Raw genomic sequence first — 25629 nt, forward strand, 5'->3', positions numbered from 1 at the left:
CCGACGGAATCCGTGGCGAAGGCCTCTGCGGTGGCGGCGAACGGATGCCGCGGTAGGGACTTGTCAGCCGCCCTTGGCGTCGGGGAAGCGACTGAGGAACGGCTCGGCCGAGGCTGTGATGCCACGGCTGTAGGGCGCGTCGAAGTCCCAGATCAGGAAGAGCAGGAAGGCGATCAGCGCGGAGAACAGGCCGGCGAGGATCAGCTCGCGTGGTGTCCGCCGGATCTGCAGGGCGAGGATCATCCCGATGGTGACCACGGCGCCGACGACGAGGCCGAACCAGACCACGCCCGGCATGGTCGGCGCGGTCGAGTCCGCGCGGGCGGCACGCGCCTGGTCCGCCGCGGCCACCTGGTCGAGGAGCGGCTGGTAGGCCTGGGCCTCGAAGTCCGACTTCGGCTGGTAGTCCGTCACGTCCGTGCGTACGCGGCCCAGGAGCTCGGTGCCGCGTTCGGTGACCTTGCCGTTGTCGGCCATCGCCTGCCACTCGGTGGTGACGACATGTCCTACATAGGCGTTGACATCGTCCCGGATGCGGTCACGGACGTCGGCAGGGTAGACCCGTACCCGCTCCGAGATCTCGTGCAGCGCCTGGGCCTCCGCCCGGACGTGCTCCTGGGCGACGCTGCGGGCCTCCCAGACACCGGCGATGGCCAGGCCCAGGACGATGGCGTAGACCACGCCGATCCACATCGTCATGTACTCGATGACGTCCGGCGTCTCGGAGGGATCCTCGTCCTCGGACGCCGATCGGTGGCGCAGGAGGGTGATGACGACCACCACGGCGCAGGCGGCCAGCATCGCGAGGGTGAGAACAAGCCATTCCGGCAACGGGTTCCTCCAGGGATCAACGCGGCCGCAGCGCGGCGACGGCGATCACCGCGGGCGCGGTGATGAGCAGGACGTAGGTGACCGGCGACCGGCCGTGGTGCGATGGCCGGTTGCGCGGCGGTGTGCGGTACTCCGGGTAGTTCACCGGGGTGACCGAGGGACGCGGAGTGGGCGACGGCGACGGCTTCGGAGTCGGGGTCGGGGTCGGCTTCGGGATGGGCGTCGGAGTCGGGGTGGGAGCGGCGGGCGGTGCGGGCCGGGGAGCCGGCGGGGAGACGGAGGCGGTGGCTCCGGTGCCGGTTCGGTGGCGGTGGTTCTGGAGGAGGCGGCGGGGCCGGTTTCGGCGGCGGAGACGGAGTGGGCGTCGGGTGGGTGTCGGTGTGGGCGACGGGCACATGGGGGGAGTGGGCCACGTGTGGCTCCCGGCCACCGCCACCGCCTCCGTGCCGCCGGGTCCGGTCGAGGCGTACGCACAGGCGTCGGCCGTCGCGACACCGGCCGGGACGCCGACGAGGACCCAGGCCAGTGTCACCAGGGTCAACACCCGTACGGCGACGGGCGAACGGGTCGGTTCGGATCCATGCACGACGGAGATCATGAGGCGTCCAAGGCCGCCGCACGCGCCTCGCCCGGGGGATTGCCCCGAAGGAGGGAAGCGAGGTGGCAGGGCGTTTGATCAGCGGGCGCCCGTGTGTCCGGACGGGTGGACGCACATGCGACCCACCCGGGAGTCCGGCCCGGCCACTTCACAGATTCCGGAAAGAAATCTCGTCGCGGTTGAACACAACCACCGTCCCCGTTCGTACCCATTGTCGTGCGGCGGCGCAGCAGGGCGCTGCAACACCCTTGGGATTATGGGGAGTTGACGATGAAGACCTCCTGGCGGAGCGCCTCACTCGTGGCGAGCGCCGTGGCCGTACTGGCGCTGACGACGGCGTGCGGTCAGGAAAACGGCGGCCAGTCGGCCAGTCAGAACGTGGGCGCCACGGCCGCGGCGGGCGGTTACGGCGGCACGGGCATCGGTACGGGTACGGGTACCGGAACAGGGGCCGATGCGGGCGCGGCGCCGGACCGGCAGAACGCCGGGGCCCAGGCCGCCCCCGCGGGCAAGTTGGCGGTGTCGGCCAATGCGGAGCTCGGCCAGGTGCTGACCGACAGTGCCGGTCGCACCCTGTACCGGTTCGATCAGGACACCGCCGAGCCGCCGAAGACCAACTGCGAGGGCGACTGTGCGACTGCCTGGCCGCCGGTGCCTGCGGACGATGTCAAGGCCGGTGAGGGAGTCGACGAGGAGTTGCTCGGCGAGGTCACCCGTCCCGACGGCACCAAGCAGCTGACGATCGCCGGCTGGCCGGCGTACCGCTATGCGAAGGATGTCAACCCGGGCGACACCAAGGGCCAGGGCGTGGGCGGCACTTGGTACGCGCTGGCCCCCGACGGCAAGAAGGCCAAGCTCGCCGACCTGCCCGGACTGTCCACCCGCGAGGACCCGAAGCTCGGCGAGATCGTCGTCGACAAGAACGGCCACACGGTCTACCGCTTCATGAAGGACTCGCAGTGGCCGATGAAGACCGCGTGCACCGGTGAGTGCCTGGAGAAGTGGCCCGTCGTCGCGCCGGTCGACGCGAAGGACACGAAGGGGATCGATCTGCAGGGGTCCACCCCCAACCGGGGCTACGTCGTCTTCGACCGCCCCGACGGCATCAAGCAGCAGACCATCGACTGCGTACCGATCTACACCTTCGCCGGCGACAAGAAGCCCGGCGACACCAAGGGTCAGGGCGTGGGCGGCACCTGGTTCGCCGTGGCGCCCGACGGCAAGCCGGTCGGCGCGCCCGAGTAGGAAGAGCAGGAGGACCTCCCCACCAGGTCCGGCCCCGGCGCGCGACCTCGCGGTCCGCCTTCCGCACCCCTCGCGGAAGGCGGACCGCTTTGCCGTAATTCACCGGGAGTCCGCCTGACTCATCCCCTTACGCCGGAACTCCGGAACTCTGCGAGATGCTGCGGATACTTTTCGTAGCCTGTTCCCGAGTGGGTCAATTTGGCACGTGCCGCAGGCAGTGACCGGGAACGGATGGTCAATTTCCGTTTCCGCTCGCTCCTTTGGCGGGCGATCAGTAGCCTCAGCTCGAACACCGGATCGCCTACGCCTTGGAGAGATAGATGGAGCGTCCCGCCTGGGCCCCACGGAGCATCGACATCTCGGTGCCGAGCGTTGCGCGAATGTACGACTACTACCTGGGCGGTTCGCACAACTTCGAGGTCGACCGGGAGGCGGCCCGCAGGGCGATGGAGTTCATGCCGGGACTCCCCAAGATCATGCAGGCGAACCGGGCGTTCATGCGTCGCGCGGTGCGGTACGCGGTCGGCGAGGGCATCACACAGTTCCTCGACGTCGGCTCGGGCATCCCGACCTTCGGCAACGTCCACGAGGTGGCCCAGCAGGCGCGGCCCGGAGCGCGCGTGGTCTACGTCGACCACGACCCGGTGGCCGTGGCGCACAGCGAGGCCGTCCTCGAGGGCAACGAGAACGCGGACGTCGTCGCCGCCGACCTCCGCAAGCCGCACGAGATCCTGTCGAGCCCTCAGGTGGAGCACCTGCTCGACCTGAAGCGGCCGGTCGCGCTGCTTCTCGTTGCCATACTGCACTTCGTGGAGGATGCGGACGATCCCTACGGGGCGGTGGCTCAGCTGAGCGACGCACTGGCGCCCGGCAGCATGCTGGTTCTCACCCATGCCTCGTACGAGGGAATTCCGCTGCCCCCCGAGCGGGCGAGCGGCACGGTGGACGTATACAAGGACCTCCGCAACCCGCTGATCATGCGCTCGCGCGACGAGATCGCGCGGTTCTTCGAGGGGTACGACATGGTGGAACCGGGACTGGTGCCGATGCCCGTCTGGCGACCGGACACCGAACCGGAGGACGAGGATCCGTATGCCTTCTCCGGTTTCGCGGGCGTGGGGCGTACGGCGTGAGCGCGGAGCCGGACGGGCCGGAGGACAGAGTGCGCAGGTTCGCGACGATCTGGAGCCGGGCGGTGTTCCCGGCCACCTCGACGTCGCTGACCCGGCCGGAGTTCGAGGAGCAACTGCTGCCGCTGGCCCGGCGGTTGAGCGAGATGCTGCGGGCCCGCACCTTCGACGCGGCCGAGGGACGGGCGGTCGGCGCCGCCCTGGTCGACGCGCACTGCACCGACCCGGAGGCGCTCACCCGCGCCCTGGACTGCATCGACGCCTACCTGGTGCTCTACTGCGGCGAGGACGGTCCGCAGGACGATCTGCGGGCGCGGTCGGCCCGGCTGCAGCACGCCGTGGCCGCCGGGTTCGCCCAGGCGCTGCGCGAGCGGACCCTGGCCGAGCAGGAGGCCATCGCCCAGGCGGCGTTGCGTGCCCAGGGCGTGGTGGCGCAGGCGCTGCACACGAGCGAGGCCCGCTTCCGGGCGGTGTTCGAGGGCGCGGCCATAGGCATCGGCATCGCCGACCTGGACGGACACGTCCTGGAGGCCAACCAGGCGCTGCTGCGCATGTTCGGCGGCTCCGAGCAGAACGTGCGCGGCCGCAACTTCCGTGAGTGGACGCACGCGGACGACGCGCCCCAGGTGTGGCGGCTGTACGAGGAACTGGTGCGCGGCGAGCGCGAGCACTACCACGTGGAGAAGGCCTTCTACCGGCCTGACGGAACGGTCCTGTGGACCAATCTGACCGTCTCCCTGCTGCGTGACGCCGACGGCAACCCGCAGTACCAGCTGGCCCTCATGGAGGACACCACCGAGCGGCGGCTGCTCAACCTCCGGCTGCGCTACGAGGCCACGCACGACGCCCTCACCGGCCTGCCCAACCGCACCCTGTTCTTCGAGCGCCTGGAGAAGGTGCTGAACGCCGGCGAGGGCCGGCGTTTCGGCCTGTGCTACCTCGACCTCGACGGATTCAAGACCGTCAACGACAGCCTCGGCCATGCGGCCGGCGACCGGCTGCTCGTCGAGGTCGCCGACCGGCTGCAGGCCTGTGCCACCGCGCCCGGCGAGATGGTCGCCCGGCTCGGCGGCGACGAGTTCGTGGCGCTGACCACCGGCCCCGACAGCCGGCGCGAGGTGGACGAACTCGCCGCCCGCATCATGAACGCGCTGGTCGCCCCGGTCATCGTGGAAGGCCGGGAGCTGACCGTGCGCGGCAGCATCGGTATCGTCGAGGGCGCGGCGGGGGAGCGGAGCGCGGCGGAGGTGCTGCGCAGCGCCGACATCACGATGTACCGGGCCAAGTCGGCGGGCGGCAACCGGTTCGAGCTGGCCGACGCCGAGGCCGATGCCCGCGTCATCACCCGGCACGGGCTGACCACCGCGCTGCCCGCGGCGCTGGAGCGCAGCGAGTTCTTCATCGAGTACCAGCCGCTGGTCCACCTCGGCGACGGCAGCGTGCGCGGCGCCGAGGCGCTGGTGCGCTGGCTGCATCCGCAGCACGGCGTCCTCGGCCCCGACCGCTTCATCCCGCTCGCCGAGCACACCGGTCTGATCGTTCCGCTCGGCCGCTGGGTCCTGGAGCAGTCGGTGCGGCAGGCCCGTGACTGGCAGGAGCGCCACGCCGGCACGGCCACCGCCCCGCTGCGTATCAACGTCAACCTCTCGCCCTGCCAGCTCACGCACGCCGGCCTGGTCCAGGACACCGTCGACATCCTGCAGGCCGCGGGCGTCGAGCCCGACGCGCTCTGTCTCGAGGTCACCGAGTCGGCCCTGATCGGCGCCGACGACGACCTGCTGAAGCCGCTGCGCCGGCTGGCCGAGATGGGGGTCGACATCGCCCTGGACGACTTCGGCACCGGCTACTCCAACCTCGCCAACCTCCGCCGCCTGCCGGTGAGCATCCTGAAGCTGGACCGTTCCTTCACCCAGGGCATGCAGCAGTTCCCGGCCGATCCCGTCGACCTCAAGATCGTCGAGGGGATCGTTTCTCTCGCTCACAGCCTGGACCTGGCGGTGACGGTGGAGGGCGTGGAAACCGGCGCCCAGGCGGAGCAGCTGCGGATCCTGGGCTGCGACACGGCGCAGGGCTGGTACTACGCCCGTCCGGGCCCACCGGAAAGGCTGCACGAATTGGCGCTGGTAGATGCAACGGGCTGACTGACGGGCCGCGCCCCAGAGGGCCGCGCCCCGTCGGGGGCGCGCCCGAGGGGCGCGGGGAACTGCGCGACCAGCCACGGACGACCCGCAGGCCTACACGGCGCGAACACAAACGGCGCTTCAGAAACCGCGCCCCGAGCGGAGCGGAGCCTCACCGCTCGAGCAGCATCCGCTGCAACTCCCTCGCGGCCCGAGGCGGAGCCACATCGCTACGATGCGCCAGCGCAATCGTCCGGTGCAGTCCGGGCCGGGCCAGCGGCGTAACCCGTAGCCCCCGGCCCGACCGCGCCGCCACCATGCGCGGCACGACGGCCACGCCCAGCCCCGCCCGCACAAACCCCAGCACCGCGTCCATCTCCCCACCCTCCACCGCGAAATCCGGCTCGAACCCAGCGGAGCGACACGCGGCGACGGTCAGTTCCCGCAGGTCGTAGCCGTGCCGGAACATCACCAGGCGCTCTCCCTCCAGATCGGCGATCCGGACGGTACGCCGGCCGCCGCCCGGGCGGGGTGCCTCCGGTGACGACACCACCACCAGGTCCTCGCGCAGCAGCTCCACCGTGGTCAGCGCGGGGGACGGCGTCGGCAGCGGCAGGACGACGAGGGCGAGGTCGAGGGCTCCGCGGGCGAGCTCGCGTACGAGATCGTGCGAACCGCTCTCCTCGATCAGCAGCTGAATGCCCGGATAGCGGTCGTGGAAGGCGCGCAGCACGTCCGGCAGCAGGCCCGTGCACAGGCTCGGGGTCGCGCCCAGTCGCACCCGGCCCTGGCGCAGCTGCACCAGCTCCTGCACCTCGTGCCGCGCCGTGTCCGCGTCGGCCAGGATCCGCCGGGCCAGGGGCAGCAGGGCCTCGCCGGCGTCGGTGAGGGTGATGTTCCCGCGCGCCCGCAGGAACAGATCGGCACCCAACTCCCGCTCCAGCGCCTTGATCTGCTGGGACAGCGACGGCTGGGCGACATGGACGAGGTCGGCGGCCCGGGTGAAGTGCCGGGTCTCGGCGACCGCCACGAAGTACTGAAGCTGCTGGAACTGCACCCAGCAAGCATAGGGCATGCCTATCGAAACAAGCCGGACCATGTCTTGGACCGATGGGGTCGTTCGGCCCTAACGTCCTGAGACATGGCTCTGGCAACGCGGACGGACCGACGGCCGTCCATGGCACGCACGGTGTGGGACAGCTCCGTCGGCAAGAAGACCGTGATGGCGGTCAGCGGTCTGACCATGCTGCTGTACTTGGTCGTCCACATGATCGGCAACCTGAAGATCTTCTTCGGGGAGGGCGAGTTCGACCACTACGCGCACTGGCTGCGTACCGTCGGCGAGCCGTTCATGCACTACGAGTGGACGCTGTGGCTCGTCCGGATCGTGCTGGTGGTCGCTGTGGTCGCCCACGCGGTCTCGGCGTACCAGCTCAGCCGCCGCGACATCAAGGCCCGCCCCAGCAAGTACGTCCACAAGAAGGCGCGGGCCTCCTACGCGACGCGCACCATGCGCTGGGGCGGGATCATCCTCGGCCTGTTCATCGTCTGGCACATCCTCGACCTGACCACCGGCACCGTGCACCCCGGCGGATTCCAGGCCGGCCACCCCTACCAGAACGTCATCGACACCTTCTCCACCTGGTACGGCAACGTCATCTACATCGTCGCGGTGCTCGCCCTCGGCCTGCACATCCAGCACGGCTTCTGGAGCGCCGCACAGACCCTCGGCGCCGGCAGCCGCACCCGCGACCGCGCCCTGAAGACCACGGCCAACGTCCTCGCGCTGCTGCTCACGGCCGGTTTCATCGCCGTACCCGTGGGCGTCATGACCGGAGTGGTGAGCTGAGATGAACTCCTACGCGGAATACCCGACCGGTGAGCCGGTCGTCGACACCAAGGCCCCCGCCGGCCCGGTCAACGAGCGCTGGGACAAGCGCCGCTTCGAGGCCAAGCTGGTCAACCCCGCCAACCGGCGCAAGCACACGGTGATCGTCGTCGGCACCGGCCTCGCGGGCGGCTCCGCCGGTGCCACGCTCGCCGAACAGGGCTACCACGTCGTGCAGTTCTGCTACCAGGACTCCCCGCGCCGCGCCCACTCCATCGCCGCGCAGGGCGGCATCAATGCCGCGAAGAACTACCGCAACGACGGCGACTCCATCCACCGGCTGTTCTACGACACCGTCAAGGGCGGCGACTTCCGGGCACGGGAGTCGAATGTGCACCGGCTCGCGCAGATCTCCGTCGAGATCATCGACCAGTGCGTCGCGCAGGGCGTGCCCTTCGCCCGCGAGTACGGCGGTCTGCTCGACACACGCTCCTTCGGCGGCGTCCAGGTGTCGCGTACGTTCTACGCCCGCGGCCAGACGGGCCAGCAGCTCCTTCTCGGCGCCTACCAGGCGCTCAGCAGGCAGATCGCCGCGGGGAACGTCGAGATGCACCCCCGTACCGAGATGCTGGATCTGATCGTCGTCGGCGGGCGGGCGCGCGGAATCGTGGCGCGCGACCTGATCACCGGCAAGATCGACACGTACTTCGCGGACGCCGTCGTCCTCGCCAGCGGTGGGTACGGAAACGTCTTCTACCTGTCGACGAACGCCATGAACTCCAACGCCACCGCCGTCTGGCGGGCGCACCGGCGCGGCGCGTACTTCGCGAACCCCTGCTTCACCCAGATCCACCCCACCTGCATCCCGCGCACCGGCGACCACCAGTCCAAGCTCACCCTCATGAGCGAGTCGCTGCGCAACGACGGCCGGATCTGGGTGCCGAAGGCCCAGGGCGACACCCGGCCGGCGAGCCAGATCCCCGAGGACGAGCGCGACTACTACCTGGAGCGCATCTACCCGTCCTTCGGCAACCTCGTCCCCCGCGACATCGCCTCCCGCGCCGCGAAGAACGTCTGCGACGAGGGCAGGGGAGTGGGTCCCGGCGGGCAGGGCGTCTACCTCGACTTCGCGGACGCCATCAAGCGCATGGGCCGGGGGGCGGTCGAGGCCAAGTACGGCAACCTCTTCGACATGTACCAGCGGATCACCGACGAGGATCCGTACGAGGTGCCGATGCGGATCTACCCCGCCGTGCACTACACGATGGGCGGCCTCTGGGTCGACTACGACCTGCAGACCACCATCCCCGGCCTGTTCGCGATCGGCGAGGCCAACTTCTCCGACCACGGAGCCAACCGCCTCGGCGCCTCCGCGCTGATGCAGGGCCTCGCCGACGGCTACTTCGTGCTGCCGGCCACCATCAACGACTACCTCGCCCGCAACCCCCACCAGGACTCCGTCACCGACGAACACCCGGTCGTCCAGGAGGTGCTGGCCGAGACCCAGGACCGGCTCAACCTGCTCCTGTCCGTCGACGGTGACCGCACCCCCGACTCCTTCCACCGCGAAGTCGGCGAGCTGATGTGGGAGTTCTGCGGAATGGCCCGCACGGACGCCGGGCTGCGCAAGGCACTCGAGCGCATCCCGCAGATCCGCGAGGAGTTCTGGCGGCGGATCAAGGTGCCCGGAACCGGCGAGGAGTTCAACCAGTCGCTGGAGAAGGCCAACCGGATCGTCGACTACCTGGAGCTCGCCGAGCTCATGTGCCTCGACGCGCTGCACCGCTCCGAGTCCTGCGGCGGTCACTTCCGCGAGGAGTCGCAGACCCCGGACGGCGAGGCCGCCCGCAGGGACGACGAGTTCACCTACGCCGCCGCCTGGGAGTTCACCGGCACCGGCGAGGCGCCCGTCCTGCACAAGGAAGACCTGGTCTTCGAGTACGTCCACCCCACCCAGCGGAGCTACGCATGAAGCTCACCCTGCGCGTCTGGCGGCAGCAGAACGCCGACGCCGACGGCACCATGTCCACGTACGAGGTGGACGGCATCTCCCCCGACATGTCCTTCCTGGAGATGCTCGACACCCTCAACGAGGAGCTCATCCTCAAGGGCGAGGACCCGGTCGCCTTCGACCACGACTGCCGCGAGGGCATCTGCGGTGCCTGCTCGCTCGTCATCAACGGCGACGCCCACGGTCCCGAGCGCACCACCACCTGCCAGCTGCACATGCGGTCCTTCCAGGACGGCGACACGATCGACATCGAGCCGTGGCGTGCCTCGGCCTTCCCAGTGATCAAGGACCTGGTGGTCGACCGGTCCGCCTTCGACCGGATCATCCAGGCCGGCGGCTACATCACCGCCCCGACCGGCTCCGCGCCCGAGGCGCACGCCACGCCCGTGCCGAAGCCCGACGCCGACTTCGCCTTCGAGCACGCCGAGTGCATCGGCTGCGGCGCCTGTGTGGCCGCCTGCCCGAACGGTTCGGCGATGCTCTTCACCTCTGCCAAGGTCAACCATCTGAACGTGCTCCCGCAGGGCGCACCGGAGCGTGAGAGCCGCGTCCTCGACATGGTGGCGCAGATGGACGAGGAGGGCTTCGGCGGCTGCACCCTCACCGGGGAGTGCGCCACCGCCTGCCCGAAGGGCATCCCGCTGATGTCCATCACCGGCATGAACAAGGAGTGGCTGCGCGCCACCCGCAAGGCGGCCAAGAGGTAGCCCCGCCCAGGTGAGAGAGACGTTCGCCGAGAAGATGCGGACGGGCGGGACCGGGAGTGGTGCTCATCCCGGTCCCGTCTCGCTTCTGAGCCCACCCCTGGCATTCAACATCCGCACATCCACGCTCCGGCCACCGGTCACGCACACGCCAACCGGCATCGGAAGAACTGTGGCGGCAGGCCGAAAGACCCGGCCCGCCCGCTGCCGTCGTCGAACCGGCCCGTGACCAGGAGTGTGCCATGACCGGCGTTTCCACCCTCGATCGTCCCCCGCAGCCAGCGGCACCCACCCGCTACACCGTCACCCTCGCCCGCGACGAGGACGACGTGCGGGCCGCTCAGAAGCTGCGGCACGACGTCTTCGCCGGCGAAATGGGTGCGCTGCTCACCACCCCGCAGCCGGGGCTCGACATCGACTCCTTCGACGCGTACTGCGACCACCTGCTGGTCCGCGACACGCTCACCGGTCAGGTCGTAGGCACCTACCGGCTGCTGCCGCCCGAGCGGGCCTCGGTCGCCGGCCGGCTGTACTCCGAGGGCGAGTTCGACCTGACCCGGCTCGACCCCATCCGTCCCGGCCTCGTGGAGGTCGGCCGCTCCTGTGTGCACCCGGACCACCGCGACGGCGCCGTCATCGGCCTGATCTGGGCCGGGATAGCGCGGTACATGGTCGACCGCGGCCACGAGTGGCTGGCCGGCTGCTGCTCCATCCCGCTGGCCGACGGAGGCGCCCTCGCGGCCGCCACCTGGGACCGGGTCCAGGCCAAGAACCTGGCCCCCGAGGAGTACCGCGTCCAGCCGCTGCTGCCCTGGGTCGCCGACGGCGTCGCCCGCCCGGCCGAACGCACCGAACTCCCGCCCCTGCTGCGCGGTTACGTCCGCCTGGGCGCCTGGGTGTGTGGTCAGCCCGCACACGACGCCGACTTCGGCGTGGCCGACCTGTACGTGCTGCTGTCGATGCGCCGGGTCAACCCCCGCTATCTGCGGCACTTCCTCTCGCTCGTCCCGGCCTGATGAGCGTCACGCGTACGGGGCTGCCGCACCGCCTCCGCCCGGGCGCGGCCGTCCTGCCGGCCGGGCGGGTACGGACACCAAGGCGCGAGCGTGGGGCGGCGGCCGTGCCCCGTCCCGTCATACCGAGCAGCGCGTGGCTGCCCACCGCGCCCTGCTCCCCGCAGGTCTGCGTCACATCCGTCCGGTCTCTGACGGACGTGCCACGCGCTGTGCTGCGGATCGGGGCACTGCTGGCGACGCTCCTGGTGGGCGTCGCGCTGCTGCCAGTGTTCGGGAGCGTGCCCGCGTCCCGGCGCGATGCGCTGATCCGCCGGTGGAGCCGGGCCGTGGTCCGGGCCGCCGGCGTCCGTGTCCGCATCAGCGGCGCGGCGGCGCCCACCGGTGGCCTGCTGCTCGTCGCCAACCACATCTCGTGGCTGGACATCCCGCTGCTCGCCGCCGTGCGCCCGGCCCGGATGCTCGCCAAGGCGGAGATCCGGCAGTGGCCGGTGGCGGGTGCACTCACCGCGCGCAGCGGCGCCCTGTTCATCGAGCGGGACCGGCTGCGCGCACTGCCCCGGACGGTCGCCCGCATCGCCGAGGCGCTGCGCGGTGGCGCCGCGGTCGTGGCCTTCCCCGAGGGCAGCACCTGGTGCGGCCGGGCTCAGGGACACTTCCGACGGGCGGTGTTCCAGGCCGCCCTCGACGCGGGCGTCCCCGTCCAGCCGGTCCGCCTCCACTACCGGTTCGAGGGTGGCCCCGCGAGCACCGCGCCCGCCTTCGTCGGCGAGGACTCCCTGCTCGCCTCGCTGTGGCGGGTGGTCTCGGCACGCGGACTCGTCGCCGAGGTCGAGATACGGGACGAGATCCCGGCGGGCAGCCACCCCGACCGCCGGGCACTCGCCCATGCCGCCCAGCCCGGCCTGATGGGCGGCGAGCTCGAATGGGCCCACGTCGCCCTGGTCTCCGAGCAGTCGCGGGCCAGGACCTGCGAGGCAGGCGCGCCGACCCCGCGGCGGGGCAGCGGCGCGCCTGAGGGGCTGGCGATCCCGCAACGGGGCTGAACGGGCGCGGCGACCGCCGTGCAGCAGGCCGTGACGGCGCTGTTCTGAAGCCCTTTCCTCCGCGTGCTACGCGGAGGAGAGCCTCGCCTGGTCCGCGATCCGGGCAAGCCGCCGATAGGAGTCCAGCAGGGCCGCACGGTCATATGTGCTGGTCGTGACCAGGACTTCCTGCGCGCCCGTCTCCTTCAGCACGGTCTCCAGCTCGTGGGCGACCTCTCCCTCGGTGCCTGCGAGCTGGCCGGTGAGACCGGACTCGTAGAAACCGCGCTCCCGGTCCGTCATGGTGAGCGCCTCGACCCGCTCGGCGGGCGGCAGCGGCGGGAAGGTGCCGTGCGTGCGCGAGTACGCCATGGACCAGGCCTCCGGGATCAGCAGTCGCCGGGCCTCCTCGGGGGTCGCGGCCACCGCGACCGTGCCGGAGATGACGACGTACGGCTCCGACGACCACTCCGATGGCTGGAAGTTCGCACGGTAGTGATCGATCCCGCGCCGCATCTTCTCGCGGTTCCTGAGATCGCCGATGACCATCGGCAGGCCCGCGCGGGCGGCGATGGCGGCGCCCTCGCCCATCGCGAGCACGAACGGCGGCACGGTGAGGCCCTCCGCGGGACGCGCGTGGACCCGTGTCGGGGAGGTGCCGCGGAACCAGCCCAGCAGCTCGTCGAGCTGGGCGGCGAAGTCCTCGGCGACGCCCTTGTCGCGGCCCAGCGCCTTGCGTACGCCGTCGGTGAAACCCACCGACCGGCCCAGCCCCATGTCGATCCGCCCCGGGAACAGCGACTCCAGCACGCCGAACTGCTCGGCCACGACGAGAGGTTGGTGATTCGGCAGCATGACGCCCCCGGTGCCGACCCGGATCGTCCGCGTCGCCGCGGCCACGGCGGCGGCCAGCACGGTCGGCGCGGACCCGGCGACGCCGGGCACCCCGTGGTGCTCCGAGACCCAGAAGCGGTGGTAGCCGAGCTCCTCCAGTTCCTGCGCCAGCCGCACGGTGTCGCGCAGCGCCTCGGCGTTCGTGTGTCCCTCTCGGGTCCGGGAACGGTCGAGGACGGAGAAGCGGGTCTGGGCGATCACGGAACTCACACAGGGTTCAACGCCCGGAAATCCCTGGCATTCCCCGTCTAGGGTGGCCCTGTGACCGCACGTGACGAACGCCCGCTCGCCGTCTTCGACCTGGACAACACCCTCGCCGACACCGCTCACCGGCAGCGGTTCCTGGAGCGCAAGCCGCGTGACTGGGACGGCTTCTTCGCGGCCGCGCTCGAGGACCCGCCGATCGCCGAGGGAGTGGCCCTGGTGGTTCAGAGCGCGCAGGAGTGCGAGGTCGTCTACCTCACCGGACGGCCCGAGCGCTGCCGGCCGGACACACTCGAGTGGCTGGCCGCGCACGGCCTGCCCGAGGGGCGCGTGTACATGCGGCGCAACGATGACCGCAGGCCCGCCCGGTACACCAAGCTGGGGATCCTCCGCCGGCTCGCCCGCACCCGGGACATCCGCGTCCTCGTGGACGACGACGAACTGGTGTGCGAGGACGCCGAGCGGGCCGGATTCACCGTCGTACGGGCGCGCTGGGCGGCCCCCTCCGCCGCACTCAAGGTGGCGCAGGAGCGGGAGGGCAGGACCTGAGGCCGGGGCCGCTCAGTCCGCGTCCTCCAGGCGGAAGCCGACCTTCATGCTGACCTGCCAGTGCGCGATCTCCCCGTTGTCGAGCTGGCCCCGCACCTCGGTCACCTCGAACCAGTCCAGGTTGCGCAGGGTCTGCGAGGCGCGGCTGATGCCGTTGCGGATGGCCTTGTCGACGCCCTCGGGCGAGGTGCCGACGATGTCCGTGACCCGGTAGGTGTGGTTCGACATGCAGGTACTCCTCTCCGTCGTGACCCGTGCGTCACGCGTCACTCCACCGTGCCCCAAGCTGCGCCGGAGCGCGAGGCGTCGGCCGACTGCCCGGGAATCCCTTGACCTCCGCATTGGTCCATACCAAAATTGGCACACCCGTGCGAGCCCTCGCGCTCGTTCCCCCACGTCGGGCCCCTCCGCCCTGTCCGCCAGACAGAACAGGACCCCTCGTGAGCCTTCGCCGCCTCGCCCTCGTCTGCGTCTCCGTATCCCTCGTCGGCGCGTGTGGACTCGTGCCGCAGGGCGGGGGGACCGAACGGCGCACCGTCACCGTGTGGTTGATGAAGGACAGCGCCTCGAAGGACTTCCTGGAGCGGTTCACCGAGGAGTTCGAGCGCACCCACGGCGACCTCGACCTCGACATCCGCATCCAGGAGTGGACCGGGATCGGCGAGAAGGTGCAGGCCGCCCTCGAAACGGACGCCACCGGGGCCACCGACGGGCCGGATGTGATCGAGGTCGGCAACACCCAGGTCCCGCAGTACGTCGAGGAAGGCGGACTGCTCGACCTGACCCTGGAGTCGCTGCGGGACTGGGGCATGCGCGACTGGCTGCCCGGCCTCGCCGAGCCGGGCCGGCAGCGGTCGACGCAGTACGGCATCCCCTGGTACGCGGCCAACCGCGTCGTCATCTACCGCAAGGACCTCTTCCGGCAGGCCGGCATCGAGGCCCCGCCACGGACCCGCGAGGAGTGGCTCACCGCCACCGAGAAACTCAACTCGGCCGGAAACCAGGGCATTTACCTGGCCGGACAGGACTGGTACACGCTCTCCGGCTTCATCTGGGACGAGGGCGGCGACCTGGCGCAGGAGGACGGCGGCACCTGGCGGGGCACCCTGGACACCCCGGCCGCCCTGCGCGGCATGGACTTCTACCGGCGGCTCCAGGCCCTCGGCAAGGGCCCGGTCGACGCGGACGAGGAACACCCGCCGCAGGCCGGTGTGTTCGCCGAGGGACGCGTGGCGCAGATCGTGGCCGTGCCGGGGCTCGCCCGCGCGATCGTGCAGCAGAACCCCGAACTCGACGGCGAGCTGGGCTTCTTCCCCGTCCCCGGCAAGGGCGCCGACCGGCCCGGCGCCGTCTTCACCGGGGGCTCCGACCTCGTCATCCCGAACAACACCGACGCACGCGACGGCGCCGTCGCCGTCGTCGAGGCGCTCGCCGGAGCCAAGTGGAACACCGAGCTGGCCCGCACCATGAACTACGTCCCCAACAAGACGACGCTCGCACAGGCCGTCGCGGGCGAGGAGGGGGTCGCCGCCATGGCGGCCGGGGCCGCGCAGGGCCGGGCGACCCCCAGCACTCCCGAGTGGGCGAACGTGGAGGCCGACAACCCGATCAAGGAGTACATGACCAAGGTGCTCACCGGTGCCGACCCGGCGACGGAGGCCCGCCGCGCCTCCCGTCGGATCACCGAGGCGCTGGCGGTCCCCCTCGGCTGATCAGCGGGCGGTGCTCAGCGACAGCGCGAAACGGCCCTCGCTGTCCGTCCACCAGTGGGTCAACTCCAGGCCTACAGCGGCGAGTTCGGCGCGTACACCCTCCTTGCGGAACTTCGCCGACACCTCGGTGCGCAACTCCTCACCCGCCGCGAAGTCCACGGCGAGATCGAGCGCGGGAACCTTCACGGTCTGGTGCGTACGGGAGCGCAGCCGCATCTCGATCCACTCGTCGGCCGTGTCCCACAGGGCCACGTGGTCGAAGGCGCCGGGATCGAAGTCGGCGCCCAGCTCGCGGTTGACCACGGCCAGGACGTTCTTGTTGAAGGCGGCCGTCACCCCGGCCGCGTCGTCGTACGCCCGGACCAGAACCTGCTCGTCCTTGACCAGGTCCGTGCCGAGCAGCAGGGCGTCGCCCGGCGAGAGCAGGGCGCGGATCGAGGCCAGGAACGCCGCACGCTCGGCCGGCAGCAGGTTGCCGATCGTGCCGCCGAGAAACGCCAGCAGCCGGGGGCCCGGCGTGTCCGGCAGTTCCAGGCGTGCGGTGAAGTCGGCGATCAGCGCGTGCACGCTCAGGCCGGGCCGCTCCGCGACGAGCGCCTGCCCGGCCTGGGTGAGGGCGCTCTCGCTCACATCGACCGGGACGTAGGTGTGCAGCCCGGTCAGCGCGTCGATCAGGTGCCGGGTCTTGTCGGAGGAACCGGAGCCCAGTTCGACGAGGGTGCGGGCACGGGTCGCGGCGGCGATCTCGGCGGAGCGGGCGATGAGGATCTCCCGTTCGGCGCGCGTCGGGTAGTACTCGGGCAGTTCGGTGATCTGCTCGAACAGGTCGCTGCCGTGCGCGTCGTAGAACCACTTCGGCGGCAGTGTCTTGGGCGTGCTGGTCAGTCCCTGCTGGACGTCGGCGCGCAGTGCCGCGTCCGTGGCGTCCTCGGGCAGGGTGCGGGTGAGAAGGAACGGACTCACGTGCGGGGCTCCTTCGGTGGTGCGTCCGCCGAGGCGTCGCTCGGCTCCTTGAGCGGGGTGAGCTGCACCTCGGTGCGGCCCGCCGCGAGCAGGGTGCGGTCGGGGACCTCCTGCCAGCGCGGATCGTCGTCGTACGGTTCGGAGGCCACGACGGTGCCGCCGTCGGGCCGGGCGAGATACCAGAGGGTGTCGCCCCAGGTGGTGGCGGCGATGGATACGCCGTCGGTGAGCAGTAGGTTGAGCCGGGAGCCGGGGGCCGCCGCGGCGACCTCCGGGACCGTGTCGGCCAGCGCCCGGCCCATGTCGTCACCCGCGCGCAGCCGGGCGAGCACGAGGGCCCAGACCAGCGCGGAGTCGTTGCGGGCCTCCAGGGACAGCAGGTCCACCGGGGACAGGCCCCCGGTGAGCGAGGCGAGCGAGTGGGGCCAGCCCGTGACGGCGCCGTTGTGGCTGAACAGCCAGGACCCCGCGGCGAACGGCGCCGCGGCGGCCTCCGCGTCGGCGCCCGCCAGCGTCGCGTCCCGCACGGCGGCGAGCAGCGCGCCGGACCGTACGACCCGCGCCAGGTCGGCGAAGGACAGATCCGCCCAGATCGGCCCGGCCCGCCGGTACCGGGCCGGCACCGGGTCCCCCTCGGCGTACCAACCCACCCCGAAACCATCGGCGTTGACAGTTCCGTACCGCTGCCGCCGGGGAGCCCAGGACTGCCGGTACAGGCCGTGCGCCGGGTCCACCAGGAGCCGGCCGAGCGGCTCCTCGGGACCCACATACGCCAGGTGACGGCACATCAGACGTCCCCCGAGCGGGCCGTGCGGAACCCGGAGAAGATCTGCCGCCGGATCGGATAGTCCCAGTTGCGGAACGTGCCCCGGCAGGCCACCGCGTCCACCGCGAACGAACCGCCGCGCAGCACCTTGTACTCGGGTCCGAAGAACACCTCCGAGTACTCCTTGTACGGGAACGCCGTGAACCCCGGATACGGCAGGAAGTCGCTCGCCGTCCACTCCCACACGTCACCGATCAACTGCCGTACGCCCAGGGGTGATTCCCCGGCGGGGTAGCTCCCGGCCGGCGCCGGGCGCAGATGCCGCTGGCCGAGGTTGGCGTGCTCGGGCGCCGGATCGGCGTCCCCCCACGGGTAGCGGGTCGAGCGGCCGGTCGCCGGGTCGTGGCGGGCGGCCTTCTCCCACTCGGCCTCGGTGGGCAGCCGGCGCCCGGCCCAGCGGGCGTAGGCGTCGGCCTCGTACCAGCACACGTGCAGCACCGGCTCGTCGGGCGGCACCACCTCGGTGACGCCGAAGCGGCGGCGCAGCCACTGCCTGCCGTCGCGGCGCCAGAACGCCGGGGCGTGGATGGAGTGGCGGCGGATGTGCGTCCAGCCGTCCGCCGCCCACCAGTGCGGGTCGTCGTAGCCGCCGTCCTCGATGAACGCCTGGTAGGCCGCGTTCGTCACCGGGGTCGTGTCGATGTAGAACGGCGGCACCTCACGCCGGTGCGCGGGCCGTTCGTTGTCGAGTGCCCAGGGCTCGGTGGAGGTGCCCATGGTGAACGGGCCGCCGGGTACCAGGACTTCGGAGGGCCCGGTGAACAGCGGGACGGGCTCCGGATCGGGGGCGTGCAGTGCCTGCGGACCCCGGCGGAGCTGATGGGTGATCAGCATGGTCTCGTCATGCTGCTGTTCGTGCTGCGCGATCATCCCGAAGGCGAAACCCGCCTCTGTCAGACGCGTCCCGTGGAACGCGGTGCCGTCCAGCACGTCCAGGGCACGCCCGCGCACCTCGGCCGCGTACCGGCGGGCCTCGGCGGGCGGCAGCAGGGGCAGCGAGGGCCGTTCGGCGCGCGGGTGCTCGAAGGCGTCGTAGAGGTTGTCGATCTCGGGCCGTATCGCCTCCTGCCCGGCGACCGCCCGCAGCAGCCACAGCTCCTCCTGGTTGCCGATGTGCGCGAGATCCCACACCAGCGGGGACATCAGCGGCGAGTGCTGGGCCGTCAGGTCGGGCTCCTCGACACAGCTGGTCAGGAGCGTGGTGCGCTCCCGTGCGGTGGTGAGCGAGGTCAGCGCGCGCTCCCGGAAGGCTTCGATGCCGATCTCGGTGTCGGTATCCGTGTCGGTATCCGTGTCGGTCTCGGTGTCGAGGGCGGGGTCGGTCATGTGCGGAAGTCCTTCCCGTGCGGGGTGGGGATCCCCCCGGTCGAGCGAGGCCGGGACCGGGGGAGGTCCGTACCGCGCAGCCGGTCCAGCAGATCGTCGGCGGGGCAGCGGCCCCTGGTGACATAGCGGTCCTGATACGCCGCCACGGCGTCGGTGACCTCGGGGCCGGCGCCGAGCCGGGGCAGCGCCCGCAGCGCCGCCGCGAAACAGACGACGGCCACCTCGTGCAACTCCCGGTCGGCGAGCCCGTACCGGGCCGCGTCCAGCCACAGCGGATTGTGCGGCGCCGGCAGCGACATGGCCCGCTCCGCCAGGGGCTTCACCGCGCGATAGGCGGTCTCGGCGGCCTCGGGGTCGTCGAACAGCGCCGCGGTCACGGCGAGCGGAACGATCCACCCGTCGTCGCCGGGCTGCGCGTCGATCATCCGCAGCTCGAGATGGCCGCGCGGTCTGACCGGCGGGAACAGCGTGGTCATGTGGTATCCGAGGTCGTCCCGGGTCGGAGGCCTGGGCGACCTCGATCTGGTCCACTCCCGGAAAGTCAGCCCCTCGGGCACCTCCCACGGGCCGCCGTCCCGCCGTACGCACATCACCGGTGCGTCCAGCACATGGCGTGCCCAGGCGCCGCGCGGATCGACGTCCAGCGTGGGCGCACCCGCCCGGCCCGCGCCGATCTGGACCCACCGCAGCTGACGGGTGGACAGCCAGCCGGTGGGCCGGTGCCCGGCCAGCGGGGAGTTGGCGAAGGCGGCGAGCAGGACCGCGCCCAGGTGGTGCGCCAGCCACCAGCGCCGCACATGGCCGAGCGGGCCGGGCTCCTCGAAGCCGGCGTCCAGGCACACCTGGACCGAGGCCGAGGTGCACATCATGGCGCGGCCGGCCGGGCCGGTGCGGTCGAGACAGGCCTCCATCGCGTCGTAGCGCGGCTCGCGCAGGAAGCGGCGGGGAGCGTGCCACGGGTCGTGGCCGATGCCGAGGAGGCCGAGATCGTGCTCGCGCAGGATTGCGCGGACGGCGTCCAGATCGGCGGAGACGGTGCCGATGCACTCCATCAGGGAGGCGGCGGGCGGCGAGCTGAGCTCCAGCTGGCCGCCGGGTTCGACGGTGAGCACCGACCGCAGTGGGACGGTGCTCAGTGCGGCGTAGGCCGCTTCGAGTCGTTCGGGTGTGACGGGGAGCCGCGGTTTGTGCAGCTCTTGGACGAGCCATTCCACTTCGACACCGAGGGCGCGGGGCGGGCCGGTCTTGAAGCAGATACCGCGGACCAGCGCCTCGACCTCCGCTTCGGTGACGGCGGGACGTGGCTCCGTACAGCCACTGACTGAGTCGGACATGTCGGGATCCTCCTGAGATTCCACCATGCCGCCGGTCCGGAGGAACGCAAGTCGGACCGGCACACTCGTCCCACCCAAGACCCTCTCGTCGCTTCGCACAAGAGTGCGCCCCGGGACGTAAGGGGTCGGACACCTCTTGTTGAGAGGCAGGGAAAACTCTGTTGCGCCGCATGACCAGCATCGCTCACGATGCGTTCATGAGCACGACGGGGGAGGCAGCGCAGCGCGCGCTCGTGGCGCACACGGGGGTTGTGCCGTGAGCGCGCGGCTGCGCGGCATCGCGCGGGAGACCGAGCAGATCGTGGCCGCGGGGGCCTATCGGGCGTCCGACGGGCGCACGGTGTCCGTGGCCGCTGCCGTGGAGGCGGCGCGAGCGGGGACGCGGATGCACGGTCCGGAACCGGTGCCGATGGCACCCGCGCCCGCGGTGGACACGTTCTTCGAGGTCACGGGCGAGAGCAGCCTGGAGGCCGCCCGCCGGATCGGTCCGGCTGCCGTCCTGAACTTCGCCTCCGCCCGCAACCCGGGCGGCGGCTTCCTCAACGGCGCCCAGGCCCAGGAAGAGGCCCTGTGCCGCGCCTCCGCCCTGTACACATGCCTGCTGCGGGCCCCGGAGTTCTACGACCACCACCGCACCCACCGAGACCCGTTCTACACGCACCGTGTCATCCACTCACCCGCCGTGCCCGTCTTCCGCGACGACCGGGGCCGGCTGCTGGACGAGCCGTACACCGCCGGGTTCCTGACCGCCGCCGCCCCGAACGCCGGGGTGGTGCGCCGCACGGCACCGCACCGCACCGCCGAACTGCCGCACGCCCTGGCCGTGCGGGCCGAACGCGTCCTGGAGACGGCCGCCCACCACGGCTACCGGCGGCTGGTGCTGGGCGCCTGGGGCTGCGGAGTCTTCCAGAACGACCCGGCGCAGGTCGCCGGCGCCTTCCGGCAGCTGCTGGGCCCCGGCGGACGGTTCGCGGCCAGGTTCGAGCACGTGGTGTTCGGGGTGCTGGACCGTACGCCCGGTGCGGTGGTCCGCGAGGCCTTCGTACGGGCGTTCCCGCCGAGCTCGGTTCAGCTCCAGCCGTAGCGCTCCCGCAACCGGTGGCGCACCAGGTTGAACCGCATCCGGTGCAGCGCGCACGCCTCCCGCCGCATGCCCTGCTCGTGCAGCCGCAGCACCCGGTCCACGTCCACCCATGAGTCCCGGCCCGACCGGTCCCACGGCCCGCTGCCGATCGGCACCCACTCCCGGTCGCCGTCGTGCCGCTTGCTGGACAACTGCACGGCGAGAAACGTACCCGCCGCCTCCCGCGCCACGACCAGCACCGGGCGGTCCTTGCCCCGCCCGTCGTTCTCCTCGAACGGCACCCACGTCCAGACGATCTCCCCCGGGTCGGGGTCGCCGTCGTGCGCGGGCGAGTACTCCGTGCGCACCCGGCCGACCTCACGCGGGTCGGCCTCGATGGTCGCGGTCGGGCCGAAGCGGCCGGGGACGTTCTCATCCGTGAAGGCAGTCACGGGGTCACGTTAGCGGGCGGCGAAAACCCCTATGCCGCAGGGGACTCCGAGGCAAGCTGCTCGGGCGGGCGCAGCTCGTGCCAGCGCAGGTCGGCCTCCAGTTGTGCGGCGAGCGAGACGAGCAGCGGCTCGCTGTGCGCGGGACCGAGCAGCTGCGCCCCGACCGGCAGACCCCCGGTGACGAAACCGGCCGGAACATTGACGCCGGGCCAGCCCAGCACGTTCCACGGCCAGGCGTACGGGCAGGCGGCGATCATGGCACGGTCGGTGGCGAGACCGCCGAGTTTCAGCATGGCGCCGATCCGCGGCGGGGGAGCGGCCGTCGTCGGCGCGAGGACCACGTCGTACGACGAGAAGAATCCGCCGATACGGCGGTGCAGGGCCGCCTCGGCACGCCGGGCCGCCCGCAGCGGGGCCCCGCCGAGCAGCCTCCCGAGCCGCGCCGCTTCACGGGTGCGCGGGTCCAGGAGCGCGGGGTCGGGCGCCTCGCGGACCCGCTCGGCGACCCCGACCGTGGCGCGCGGGACGAAGGTCAGCCCGATCTGGCCGTACGGCGGGTCGGCCTCCTCGACCGTGTGCCCCAACGCGGCGAGCCGCTCGGCCAGTTCGACGACCCGGGCGCGGATCTCCGGGTGCAGCCGGGCGGGCAGTGCGGTGAACGGCGGCTTCAGGGAGAGGGCGATGCGCAGTCGGCCGGGGTCGCGGCCCACCGCCTCGGACACGTCGAGCACCGGCGGGCGGTGCGGGTCGTGTTCGTGGTTGCCGCTGGCCGAGTCCAGCAGCAGGGCCGCATCCGCGACCGTGCGGGCCAGGGTGCCGTTGACCGTGATGCCCTGGAACGACTCGCCGCGCGGCCAGGTGGAGATGCGCCCGCGCTGCGGCTTGATGCCGATCAGATGGGTCCAGGACGCCGGGATGCGCACCGACCCGGCGCCGTCCGAGCCGAGCGCGGCCGGCACCAGGCCTGCCGCGACCGCGGCCGCCGAACCGCCGGAGGAGCCGCCCGGCGTGTGGTCCGTGCTCCACGGATTGCGGGTCGCGCCGAACGCGGGCCCCTCGGTGAAGGGCCACTGCCCGAGTTCGCAGGTGTTCGTCTTGCCGACGATCACGGCGCCGGCCGCGCGCAGTCGCCGTACCGCTTCACCGTCCTCGGCGACCGGCGGGAACCCGCCCCGGCAGCCGAACGCGGTGGGCTCGCCGGCCACGTCCATGTCGTCCTTGACGGCGACGGGCACTCCGAGCAGCGGACGGCGCACCCCGGCAGCCAGATCCCGGTCGGCGGCCTCCGCCTCGGCGAGCGCCGCCTGGGCGCGCACGATCCGGAAGGCGTTGAGGGTGTCCTGCGTCTCCTCGATGCGGGTCAGGGCCGCCTCGACGAGGGCGCGGGACGTCACTTCCCCGTCGGCCAGCGCGCGGGCGGTCTCCGCCAGGCCGGCGGAACGGTCGAGCGTCATGCGGGACACCTCCGGAGCGTGTTGTCTACCGAACGGTAACGTCAGGAGGGCTTCGGGGGAACGCGGTTGAGAAGAAAGCCGGTTCACCTGCCCGCCACAGCATTCCCACAGGCCTTGTTCCATCGTGCGCGAACCATTGACGCGCTGCGACCTCACCCCTACCTTCTGACCGAATTTCCGAACTGTGTTCGGTATGTCGAATCCCGGGTCGGAGGAGAGCCGCACATGACCCCACGTCCCCCCGCCACGCCGTCCCGCCGCACCCTGCTGCGCACGCTGGCCGCCCTGCCCGCCTCGGCGCTCGTCCTGGGCGAACTGCCCGGCATGCTCGGCACCGCCGAGGCCGCTGCGCCCCCCAGCGGCTCCGCCACCCGCTACACCATCGTCCCGTTCCTCAACAGCAACGACGGGACCGTGAACGTCTACCAGTCCGACGACGCCACCGACTTCCGGCTGCTGAGGTCCTCGGCCTACACCCCGCCCGCCAACCGGATCCGCGACGCCGCGATCTTCCGGCACACCGACGGCTACTACTACATCACCTACACCACGCACACATGGCAGGACACCAGCACCACCATCGGCTTCGCCCGCAGCTCCGACCGGGTCAACTGGACGTTCCTGTACGACTACCCGGTCCCGATCGCCAACCTGTCGCGCGCCTGGGCGCCCGAGTGGTTCGTGGACAGCGACGGCAGCGTGAACGTCATCGTGTCCTGCTCCACCACCGACGACGAGTGGATCTTCACCCCGTACCGTCTCCGAGCCACCAACTCCGCGCTCACCGCGTGGACTTCACCCGTCGCCCTGTCCGGCATCGGTGCCAACCACATCGACACGTTCATCGTGCGGATCGGCTCGACCTACCACGCCTTCCCGAAGAACGAGACGACCAAGTACATCGAGTACGCCACGGCTTCCAGCCTCACCGGCCCGTACACCATCCGCCGCACCGGCGACTGGGCGGGCTGGGGCAGCTACCGCGAGGGCCCTGCGCTGGTGCAGCTCGACAACGGCGGCTGGCGCATCTTCTTCGACGGCTACGGCGACGGTACGTACTACTACAGCGACAGCTACGACACGTTCGCCACCTGGAGCGCGCCGCGCGCCCTGCCCGGCATCTCGGGCACCGCACGCCACTTCACCGTGATCAAGGAGACGGTCCCGGGCGGCGTGAGCCTGGCCCGCAACACCACCCGCTCCTTCCGCTCCGCCAACTACTCCACCCGCTACTGGCAACAGCAGTCCGCGCTGCTCAATCTCCCGGTGGTGACCGGCTCCAGCACCGCCGCCGAGAAGCAGGCGTCCACCTTCACCGTCGTCGCCGGCCTCGCCGACGCGAACGCCTGCTCCTTCCGCGACGCCTCCGGCAATTACCTGCGCCACTACGGCTTCCGGGGCCGCTTCGACCCCAACGACGGCACGACGACATTCGCCCGCGACGCAACCTTCATCGCCCGCACCGGCACGGCAACGGACTCGATCCGCCTCGAGTCGTACAACTACCCGGGCCGCTACCTGCGCCACTACGACTACCAACTCCGCGTGGACCTGCCGGACGGCACGGAGCTGTTCCGGCAGGACAGTTCCTTTACGCCAGTGACATCCTGGGCCTGAGCAGCACTGCCGCTGACCTGGGCGGACGCGCTGGCGGCTGCGGAACACTTCCCTCCCGTTCCCTCGATTCCCGGGAGTTCCCGCGCAAGTGTGCATTGGATGTGCACTGGGCGCTGTGGGAGCGGGCCAGCAGCGACCGCACCGCCCGCTCGAACCCCGGCTCCGCCGGTACGGCGTGGGTGGGCACCGGGGCGTTGGCGACGGCCACCCACCGCACGCCGTTCCACGGCCGCAGCCCCTGCTCGGTCAACTCCGGGAAGATCCAGCGGTTCCCGGCGTCCGCCGCGGCGTCGAGGACGGCGCGCCCCACGGCCACGTGATCCGGCGTGTTCCATGTGCCCGAGCCCCAGGTCGTATGGTGGTTGAGGGTGATCACCAGCTCGGGGCGATGCCGGCGGATGGCCGCGGCGATGTCGCGACGCAAAGGGAGGCCGTACTCGATCACACCGTCCTGGTGCTCGAGAAACTCCACTTCCGAAACACCCACAGCGGCGGCACTGGCACGCTGCTCCTTCTCCCGCAGCGGCCCGGCCTGCTGGGGCGGCAGCGTGTCGATGCCTGCCTCGCCGCGGGTGGCGAGGACGTAGGCGACGTCGCGCCCCTCCCCGGTCCAGGCGGCGACAGCGGCGGAGCAGCCGTCGAGGTCATCGGGATGGGCCACCACGGCGAGGGCACGCTGCCAGTCCTCGGGCATGGGCCGCAGGGGTGGGGGAGACGCACTGGTCATCAT

Annotated in this window: 24 protein-coding genes; 12 read left to right on the forward strand and 12 right to left on the reverse strand. The window is 71.4% G+C overall.

Annotated features, from left to right (window positions below; genetic code table 11):
- Window positions 1-63: 63 nt before the first annotated feature.
- On the reverse strand, window positions 64-831 hold the full coding sequence (locus StrepF001_RS37640; protein WP_129802663.1) for a DUF4239 domain-containing protein: 768 nt from the start codon (window positions 829-831) through the stop codon (window positions 64-66).
- Window positions 832-847: 16 nt separating this feature from the next.
- A complete protein-coding gene (locus StrepF001_RS46600) occupies window positions 848-1417 on the reverse strand; it encodes a hypothetical protein (RefSeq protein WP_240797838.1) in 570 nt (189 codons plus the stop codon).
- Between the two features lie 282 nt (window positions 1418-1699).
- Between StrepF001_RS46600 and StrepF001_RS37650 the strand changes: the two genes are divergently transcribed.
- The 3 genes from StrepF001_RS37650 (at window position 1700) to StrepF001_RS37660 (ending at window position 5945) form a co-directional block, all read left to right on the forward strand.
- The gene (locus StrepF001_RS37650) at window positions 1700-2674 is read left to right on the forward strand and encodes an SCO0930 family lipoprotein (RefSeq protein WP_129802664.1); all 975 of its coding nucleotides are present in this window, start codon (window positions 1700-1702) and stop codon (window positions 2672-2674) included.
- Between the two features lie 320 nt (window positions 2675-2994).
- The gene (locus StrepF001_RS37655; RefSeq protein WP_129802665.1) at window positions 2995-3807 is read left to right on the forward strand and encodes an SAM-dependent methyltransferase; all 813 of its coding nucleotides are present in this window, start codon (window positions 2995-2997) and stop codon (window positions 3805-3807) included.
- Window positions 3804-5945 (forward strand): EAL domain-containing protein, encoded by a 2142-nt coding sequence (locus StrepF001_RS37660; RefSeq protein WP_129802666.1) that lies wholly within the window; start codon window positions 3804-3806, stop codon window positions 5943-5945. The genes StrepF001_RS37655 and StrepF001_RS37660 overlap by 4 nt, the downstream gene beginning before the upstream one ends.
- A gap of 151 nt (window positions 5946-6096) precedes the next feature.
- On the opposite strand, the gene StrepF001_RS37665 is transcribed toward StrepF001_RS37660, so the two are convergent.
- Complete coding sequence (locus tag StrepF001_RS37665) at window positions 6097-6981, reverse strand: LysR substrate-binding domain-containing protein (RefSeq protein ID WP_129802667.1); 885 nt, start codon at window positions 6979-6981, stop codon at window positions 6097-6099.
- 120 nt (window positions 6982-7101) lie between these two features.
- On the opposite strand from StrepF001_RS37665, the gene StrepF001_RS37670 reads away from it, so the two are divergent.
- The 5 genes from StrepF001_RS37670 (at window position 7102) to StrepF001_RS37690 (ending at window position 12526) form a co-directional block, all read left to right on the forward strand.
- Window positions 7102-7773 carry a succinate dehydrogenase gene (locus StrepF001_RS37670; RefSeq protein ID WP_129802668.1) on the forward strand — a complete coding sequence of 224 codons (672 nt, stop codon included), beginning with the start codon at window positions 7102-7104 and terminating at the stop codon, window positions 7771-7773.
- 1 nt (window position 7774) lies between these two features.
- Window positions 7775-9724 (forward strand): fumarate reductase/succinate dehydrogenase flavoprotein subunit, encoded by a 1950-nt coding sequence (locus tag StrepF001_RS37675; protein ID WP_129802669.1) that lies wholly within the window; start codon window positions 7775-7777, stop codon window positions 9722-9724.
- Window positions 9721-10470 carry a succinate dehydrogenase/fumarate reductase iron-sulfur subunit gene (locus StrepF001_RS37680; RefSeq protein WP_129802670.1) on the forward strand — a complete coding sequence of 250 codons (750 nt, stop codon included), beginning with the start codon at window positions 9721-9723 and terminating at the stop codon, window positions 10468-10470. The genes StrepF001_RS37675 and StrepF001_RS37680 overlap by 4 nt, the downstream gene beginning before the upstream one ends.
- A gap of 239 nt (window positions 10471-10709) precedes the next feature.
- Window positions 10710-11483 carry a GNAT family N-acyltransferase gene (locus tag StrepF001_RS37685; protein ID WP_129802671.1) on the forward strand — a complete coding sequence of 258 codons (774 nt, stop codon included), beginning with the start codon at window positions 10710-10712 and terminating at the stop codon, window positions 11481-11483.
- On the forward strand, window positions 11483-12526 hold the full coding sequence (locus StrepF001_RS37690) for a lysophospholipid acyltransferase family protein (RefSeq protein WP_129802672.1): 1044 nt from the start codon (window positions 11483-11485) through the stop codon (window positions 12524-12526). Before StrepF001_RS37685 ends, StrepF001_RS37690 begins: the two co-directional genes overlap by 1 nt.
- 66 nt (window positions 12527-12592) lie before the next feature.
- On the opposite strand, the gene StrepF001_RS37695 is transcribed toward StrepF001_RS37690, so the two are convergent.
- Window positions 12593-13609, reverse strand: a complete 1017-nt coding sequence (locus StrepF001_RS37695) for an LLM class flavin-dependent oxidoreductase (protein WP_129802673.1) — start codon at window positions 13607-13609, stop codon at window positions 12593-12595.
- A 51-nt stretch (window positions 13610-13660) separates the two neighbouring features.
- On the opposite strand from StrepF001_RS37695, the gene StrepF001_RS37700 reads away from it, so the two are divergent.
- Window positions 13661-14152 (forward strand): hypothetical protein, encoded by a 492-nt coding sequence (locus StrepF001_RS37700; protein ID WP_129802674.1) that lies wholly within the window; start codon window positions 13661-13663, stop codon window positions 14150-14152.
- Between the two features lie 12 nt (window positions 14153-14164).
- On the opposite strand, the gene StrepF001_RS37705 is transcribed toward StrepF001_RS37700, so the two are convergent.
- Complete coding sequence (locus tag StrepF001_RS37705; RefSeq protein WP_129802675.1) at window positions 14165-14380, reverse strand: dodecin; 216 nt, start codon at window positions 14378-14380, stop codon at window positions 14165-14167.
- A gap of 212 nt (window positions 14381-14592) precedes the next feature.
- On the opposite strand from StrepF001_RS37705, the gene StrepF001_RS37710 reads away from it, so the two are divergent.
- Window positions 14593-15864: an extracellular solute-binding protein gene (locus StrepF001_RS37710; RefSeq protein WP_129802676.1), complete on the forward strand. Its 1272-nt coding sequence runs from the start codon at window positions 14593-14595 to the stop codon at window positions 15862-15864.
- Here StrepF001_RS37710 and egtD read toward each other — a convergent pair whose 3' ends face one another.
- From egtD to egtA, 4 genes are read right to left on the reverse strand one after another with little or no spacing between them, the layout of a single operon-like run.
- Window positions 15865-16827, reverse strand: a complete 963-nt coding sequence (egtD, locus tag StrepF001_RS37715; protein WP_129802677.1) for an L-histidine N(alpha)-methyltransferase — start codon at window positions 16825-16827, stop codon at window positions 15865-15867. It abuts the gene before it with no gap.
- Window positions 16824-17615, reverse strand: a complete 792-nt coding sequence (egtC, locus tag StrepF001_RS37720) for an ergothioneine biosynthesis protein EgtC (RefSeq protein WP_129802678.1) — start codon at window positions 17613-17615, stop codon at window positions 16824-16826. The genes egtD and egtC overlap by 4 nt, the downstream gene beginning before the upstream one ends.
- Window positions 17615-18979: an ergothioneine biosynthesis protein EgtB gene (egtB, locus tag StrepF001_RS37725; protein ID WP_206307060.1), complete on the reverse strand. Its 1365-nt coding sequence runs from the start codon at window positions 18977-18979 to the stop codon at window positions 17615-17617. The genes egtC and egtB overlap by 1 nt, the downstream gene beginning before the upstream one ends.
- A complete protein-coding gene (gene egtA, locus StrepF001_RS37730; RefSeq protein ID WP_129802679.1) occupies window positions 18976-20313 on the reverse strand; it encodes an ergothioneine biosynthesis glutamate--cysteine ligase EgtA in 1338 nt (445 codons plus the stop codon). The genes egtB and egtA overlap by 4 nt, the downstream gene beginning before the upstream one ends.
- A 256-nt stretch (window positions 20314-20569) precedes the next feature.
- Between egtA and StrepF001_RS37735 the strand changes: the two genes are divergently transcribed.
- The gene (locus tag StrepF001_RS37735; RefSeq protein ID WP_165396490.1) at window positions 20570-21397 is read left to right on the forward strand and encodes a TIGR02452 family protein; all 828 of its coding nucleotides are present in this window, start codon (window positions 20570-20572) and stop codon (window positions 21395-21397) included.
- On the opposite strand, the gene StrepF001_RS37740 is transcribed toward StrepF001_RS37735, so the two are convergent.
- Window positions 21382-21828: a type II toxin-antitoxin system PemK/MazF family toxin gene (locus StrepF001_RS37740; RefSeq protein WP_129802681.1), complete on the reverse strand. Its 447-nt coding sequence runs from the start codon at window positions 21826-21828 to the stop codon at window positions 21382-21384. The genes StrepF001_RS37735 and StrepF001_RS37740 overlap by 16 nt on opposite strands.
- A 29-nt stretch (window positions 21829-21857) precedes the next feature.
- Window positions 21858-23282 (reverse strand): amidase, encoded by a 1425-nt coding sequence (locus StrepF001_RS37745; protein WP_129802682.1) that lies wholly within the window; start codon window positions 23280-23282, stop codon window positions 21858-21860.
- Window positions 23283-23507: 225 nt separating this feature from the next.
- Between StrepF001_RS37745 and StrepF001_RS37750 the strand changes: the two genes are divergently transcribed.
- Window positions 23508-24899 carry a glycoside hydrolase family 43 protein gene (locus StrepF001_RS37750; RefSeq protein WP_129802683.1) on the forward strand — a complete coding sequence of 464 codons (1392 nt, stop codon included), beginning with the start codon at window positions 23508-23510 and terminating at the stop codon, window positions 24897-24899.
- Here StrepF001_RS37750 and StrepF001_RS37755 read toward each other — a convergent pair.
- The gene (locus StrepF001_RS37755; RefSeq protein ID WP_129802698.1) at window positions 24874-25626 is read right to left on the reverse strand and encodes a PIG-L family deacetylase; all 753 of its coding nucleotides are present in this window, start codon (window positions 25624-25626) and stop codon (window positions 24874-24876) included. The two genes, StrepF001_RS37750 and StrepF001_RS37755, sit on opposite strands and share 26 nt — an antisense overlap.
- Window positions 25627-25629: the final 3 nt, after the last annotated feature.

It is taken from the genome of Streptomyces sp. F001 (genome assembly GCF_004187715.1).
Lineage (GTDB): Bacteria > Actinomycetota > Actinomycetes > Streptomycetales > Streptomycetaceae > Streptomyces > Streptomyces flavusporus.

Coding starts and splice junctions, on each gene's coding strand:
- StrepF001_RS37650 (WP_129802664.1), top strand. CDS start 1,700: ATGAAGACCTCCTGGCGGAGCGCCTCACTCGTGGCGAGCGCCGTGGCC.
- StrepF001_RS37655 (WP_129802665.1), top strand. CDS start 2,995: ATGGAGCGTCCCGCCTGGGCCCCACGGAGCATCGACATCTCGGTGCCG.
- StrepF001_RS37670 (WP_129802668.1), top strand. CDS start 7,102: ATGGCACGCACGGTGTGGGACAGCTCCGTCGGCAAGAAGACCGTGATG.
- StrepF001_RS37675 (WP_129802669.1), top strand. CDS start 7,775: ATGAACTCCTACGCGGAATACCCGACCGGTGAGCCGGTCGTCGACACC.
- StrepF001_RS37680 (WP_129802670.1), top strand. CDS start 9,721: ATGAAGCTCACCCTGCGCGTCTGGCGGCAGCAGAACGCCGACGCCGAC.
- StrepF001_RS37685 (WP_129802671.1), top strand. CDS start 10,710: ATGACCGGCGTTTCCACCCTCGATCGTCCCCCGCAGCCAGCGGCACCC.
- StrepF001_RS37690 (WP_129802672.1), top strand. CDS start 11,483: ATGAGCGTCACGCGTACGGGGCTGCCGCACCGCCTCCGCCCGGGCGCG.
- StrepF001_RS37705 (WP_129802675.1), bottom strand. CDS start 14,380: ATGTCGAACCACACCTACCGGGTCACGGACATCGTCGGCACCTCGCCC.
- egtC (WP_129802678.1), bottom strand. CDS start 17,615: ATGTGCCGTCACCTGGCGTATGTGGGTCCCGAGGAGCCGCTCGGCCGG.
- egtB (WP_206307060.1), bottom strand. CDS start 18,979: ATGACCGACCCCGCCCTCGACACCGAGACCGACACGGATACCGACACG.
- egtA (WP_129802679.1), bottom strand. CDS start 20,313: ATGTCCGACTCAGTCAGTGGCTGTACGGAGCCACGTCCCGCCGTCACC.
- StrepF001_RS37745 (WP_129802682.1), bottom strand. CDS start 23,282: ATGACGCTCGACCGTTCCGCCGGCCTGGCGGAGACCGCCCGCGCGCTG.
- StrepF001_RS37750 (WP_129802683.1), top strand. CDS start 23,508: ATGACCCCACGTCCCCCCGCCACGCCGTCCCGCCGCACCCTGCTGCGC.
- StrepF001_RS37755 (WP_129802698.1), bottom strand. CDS start 25,626: ATGACCAGTGCGTCTCCCCCACCCCTGCGGCCCATGCCCGAGGACTGG.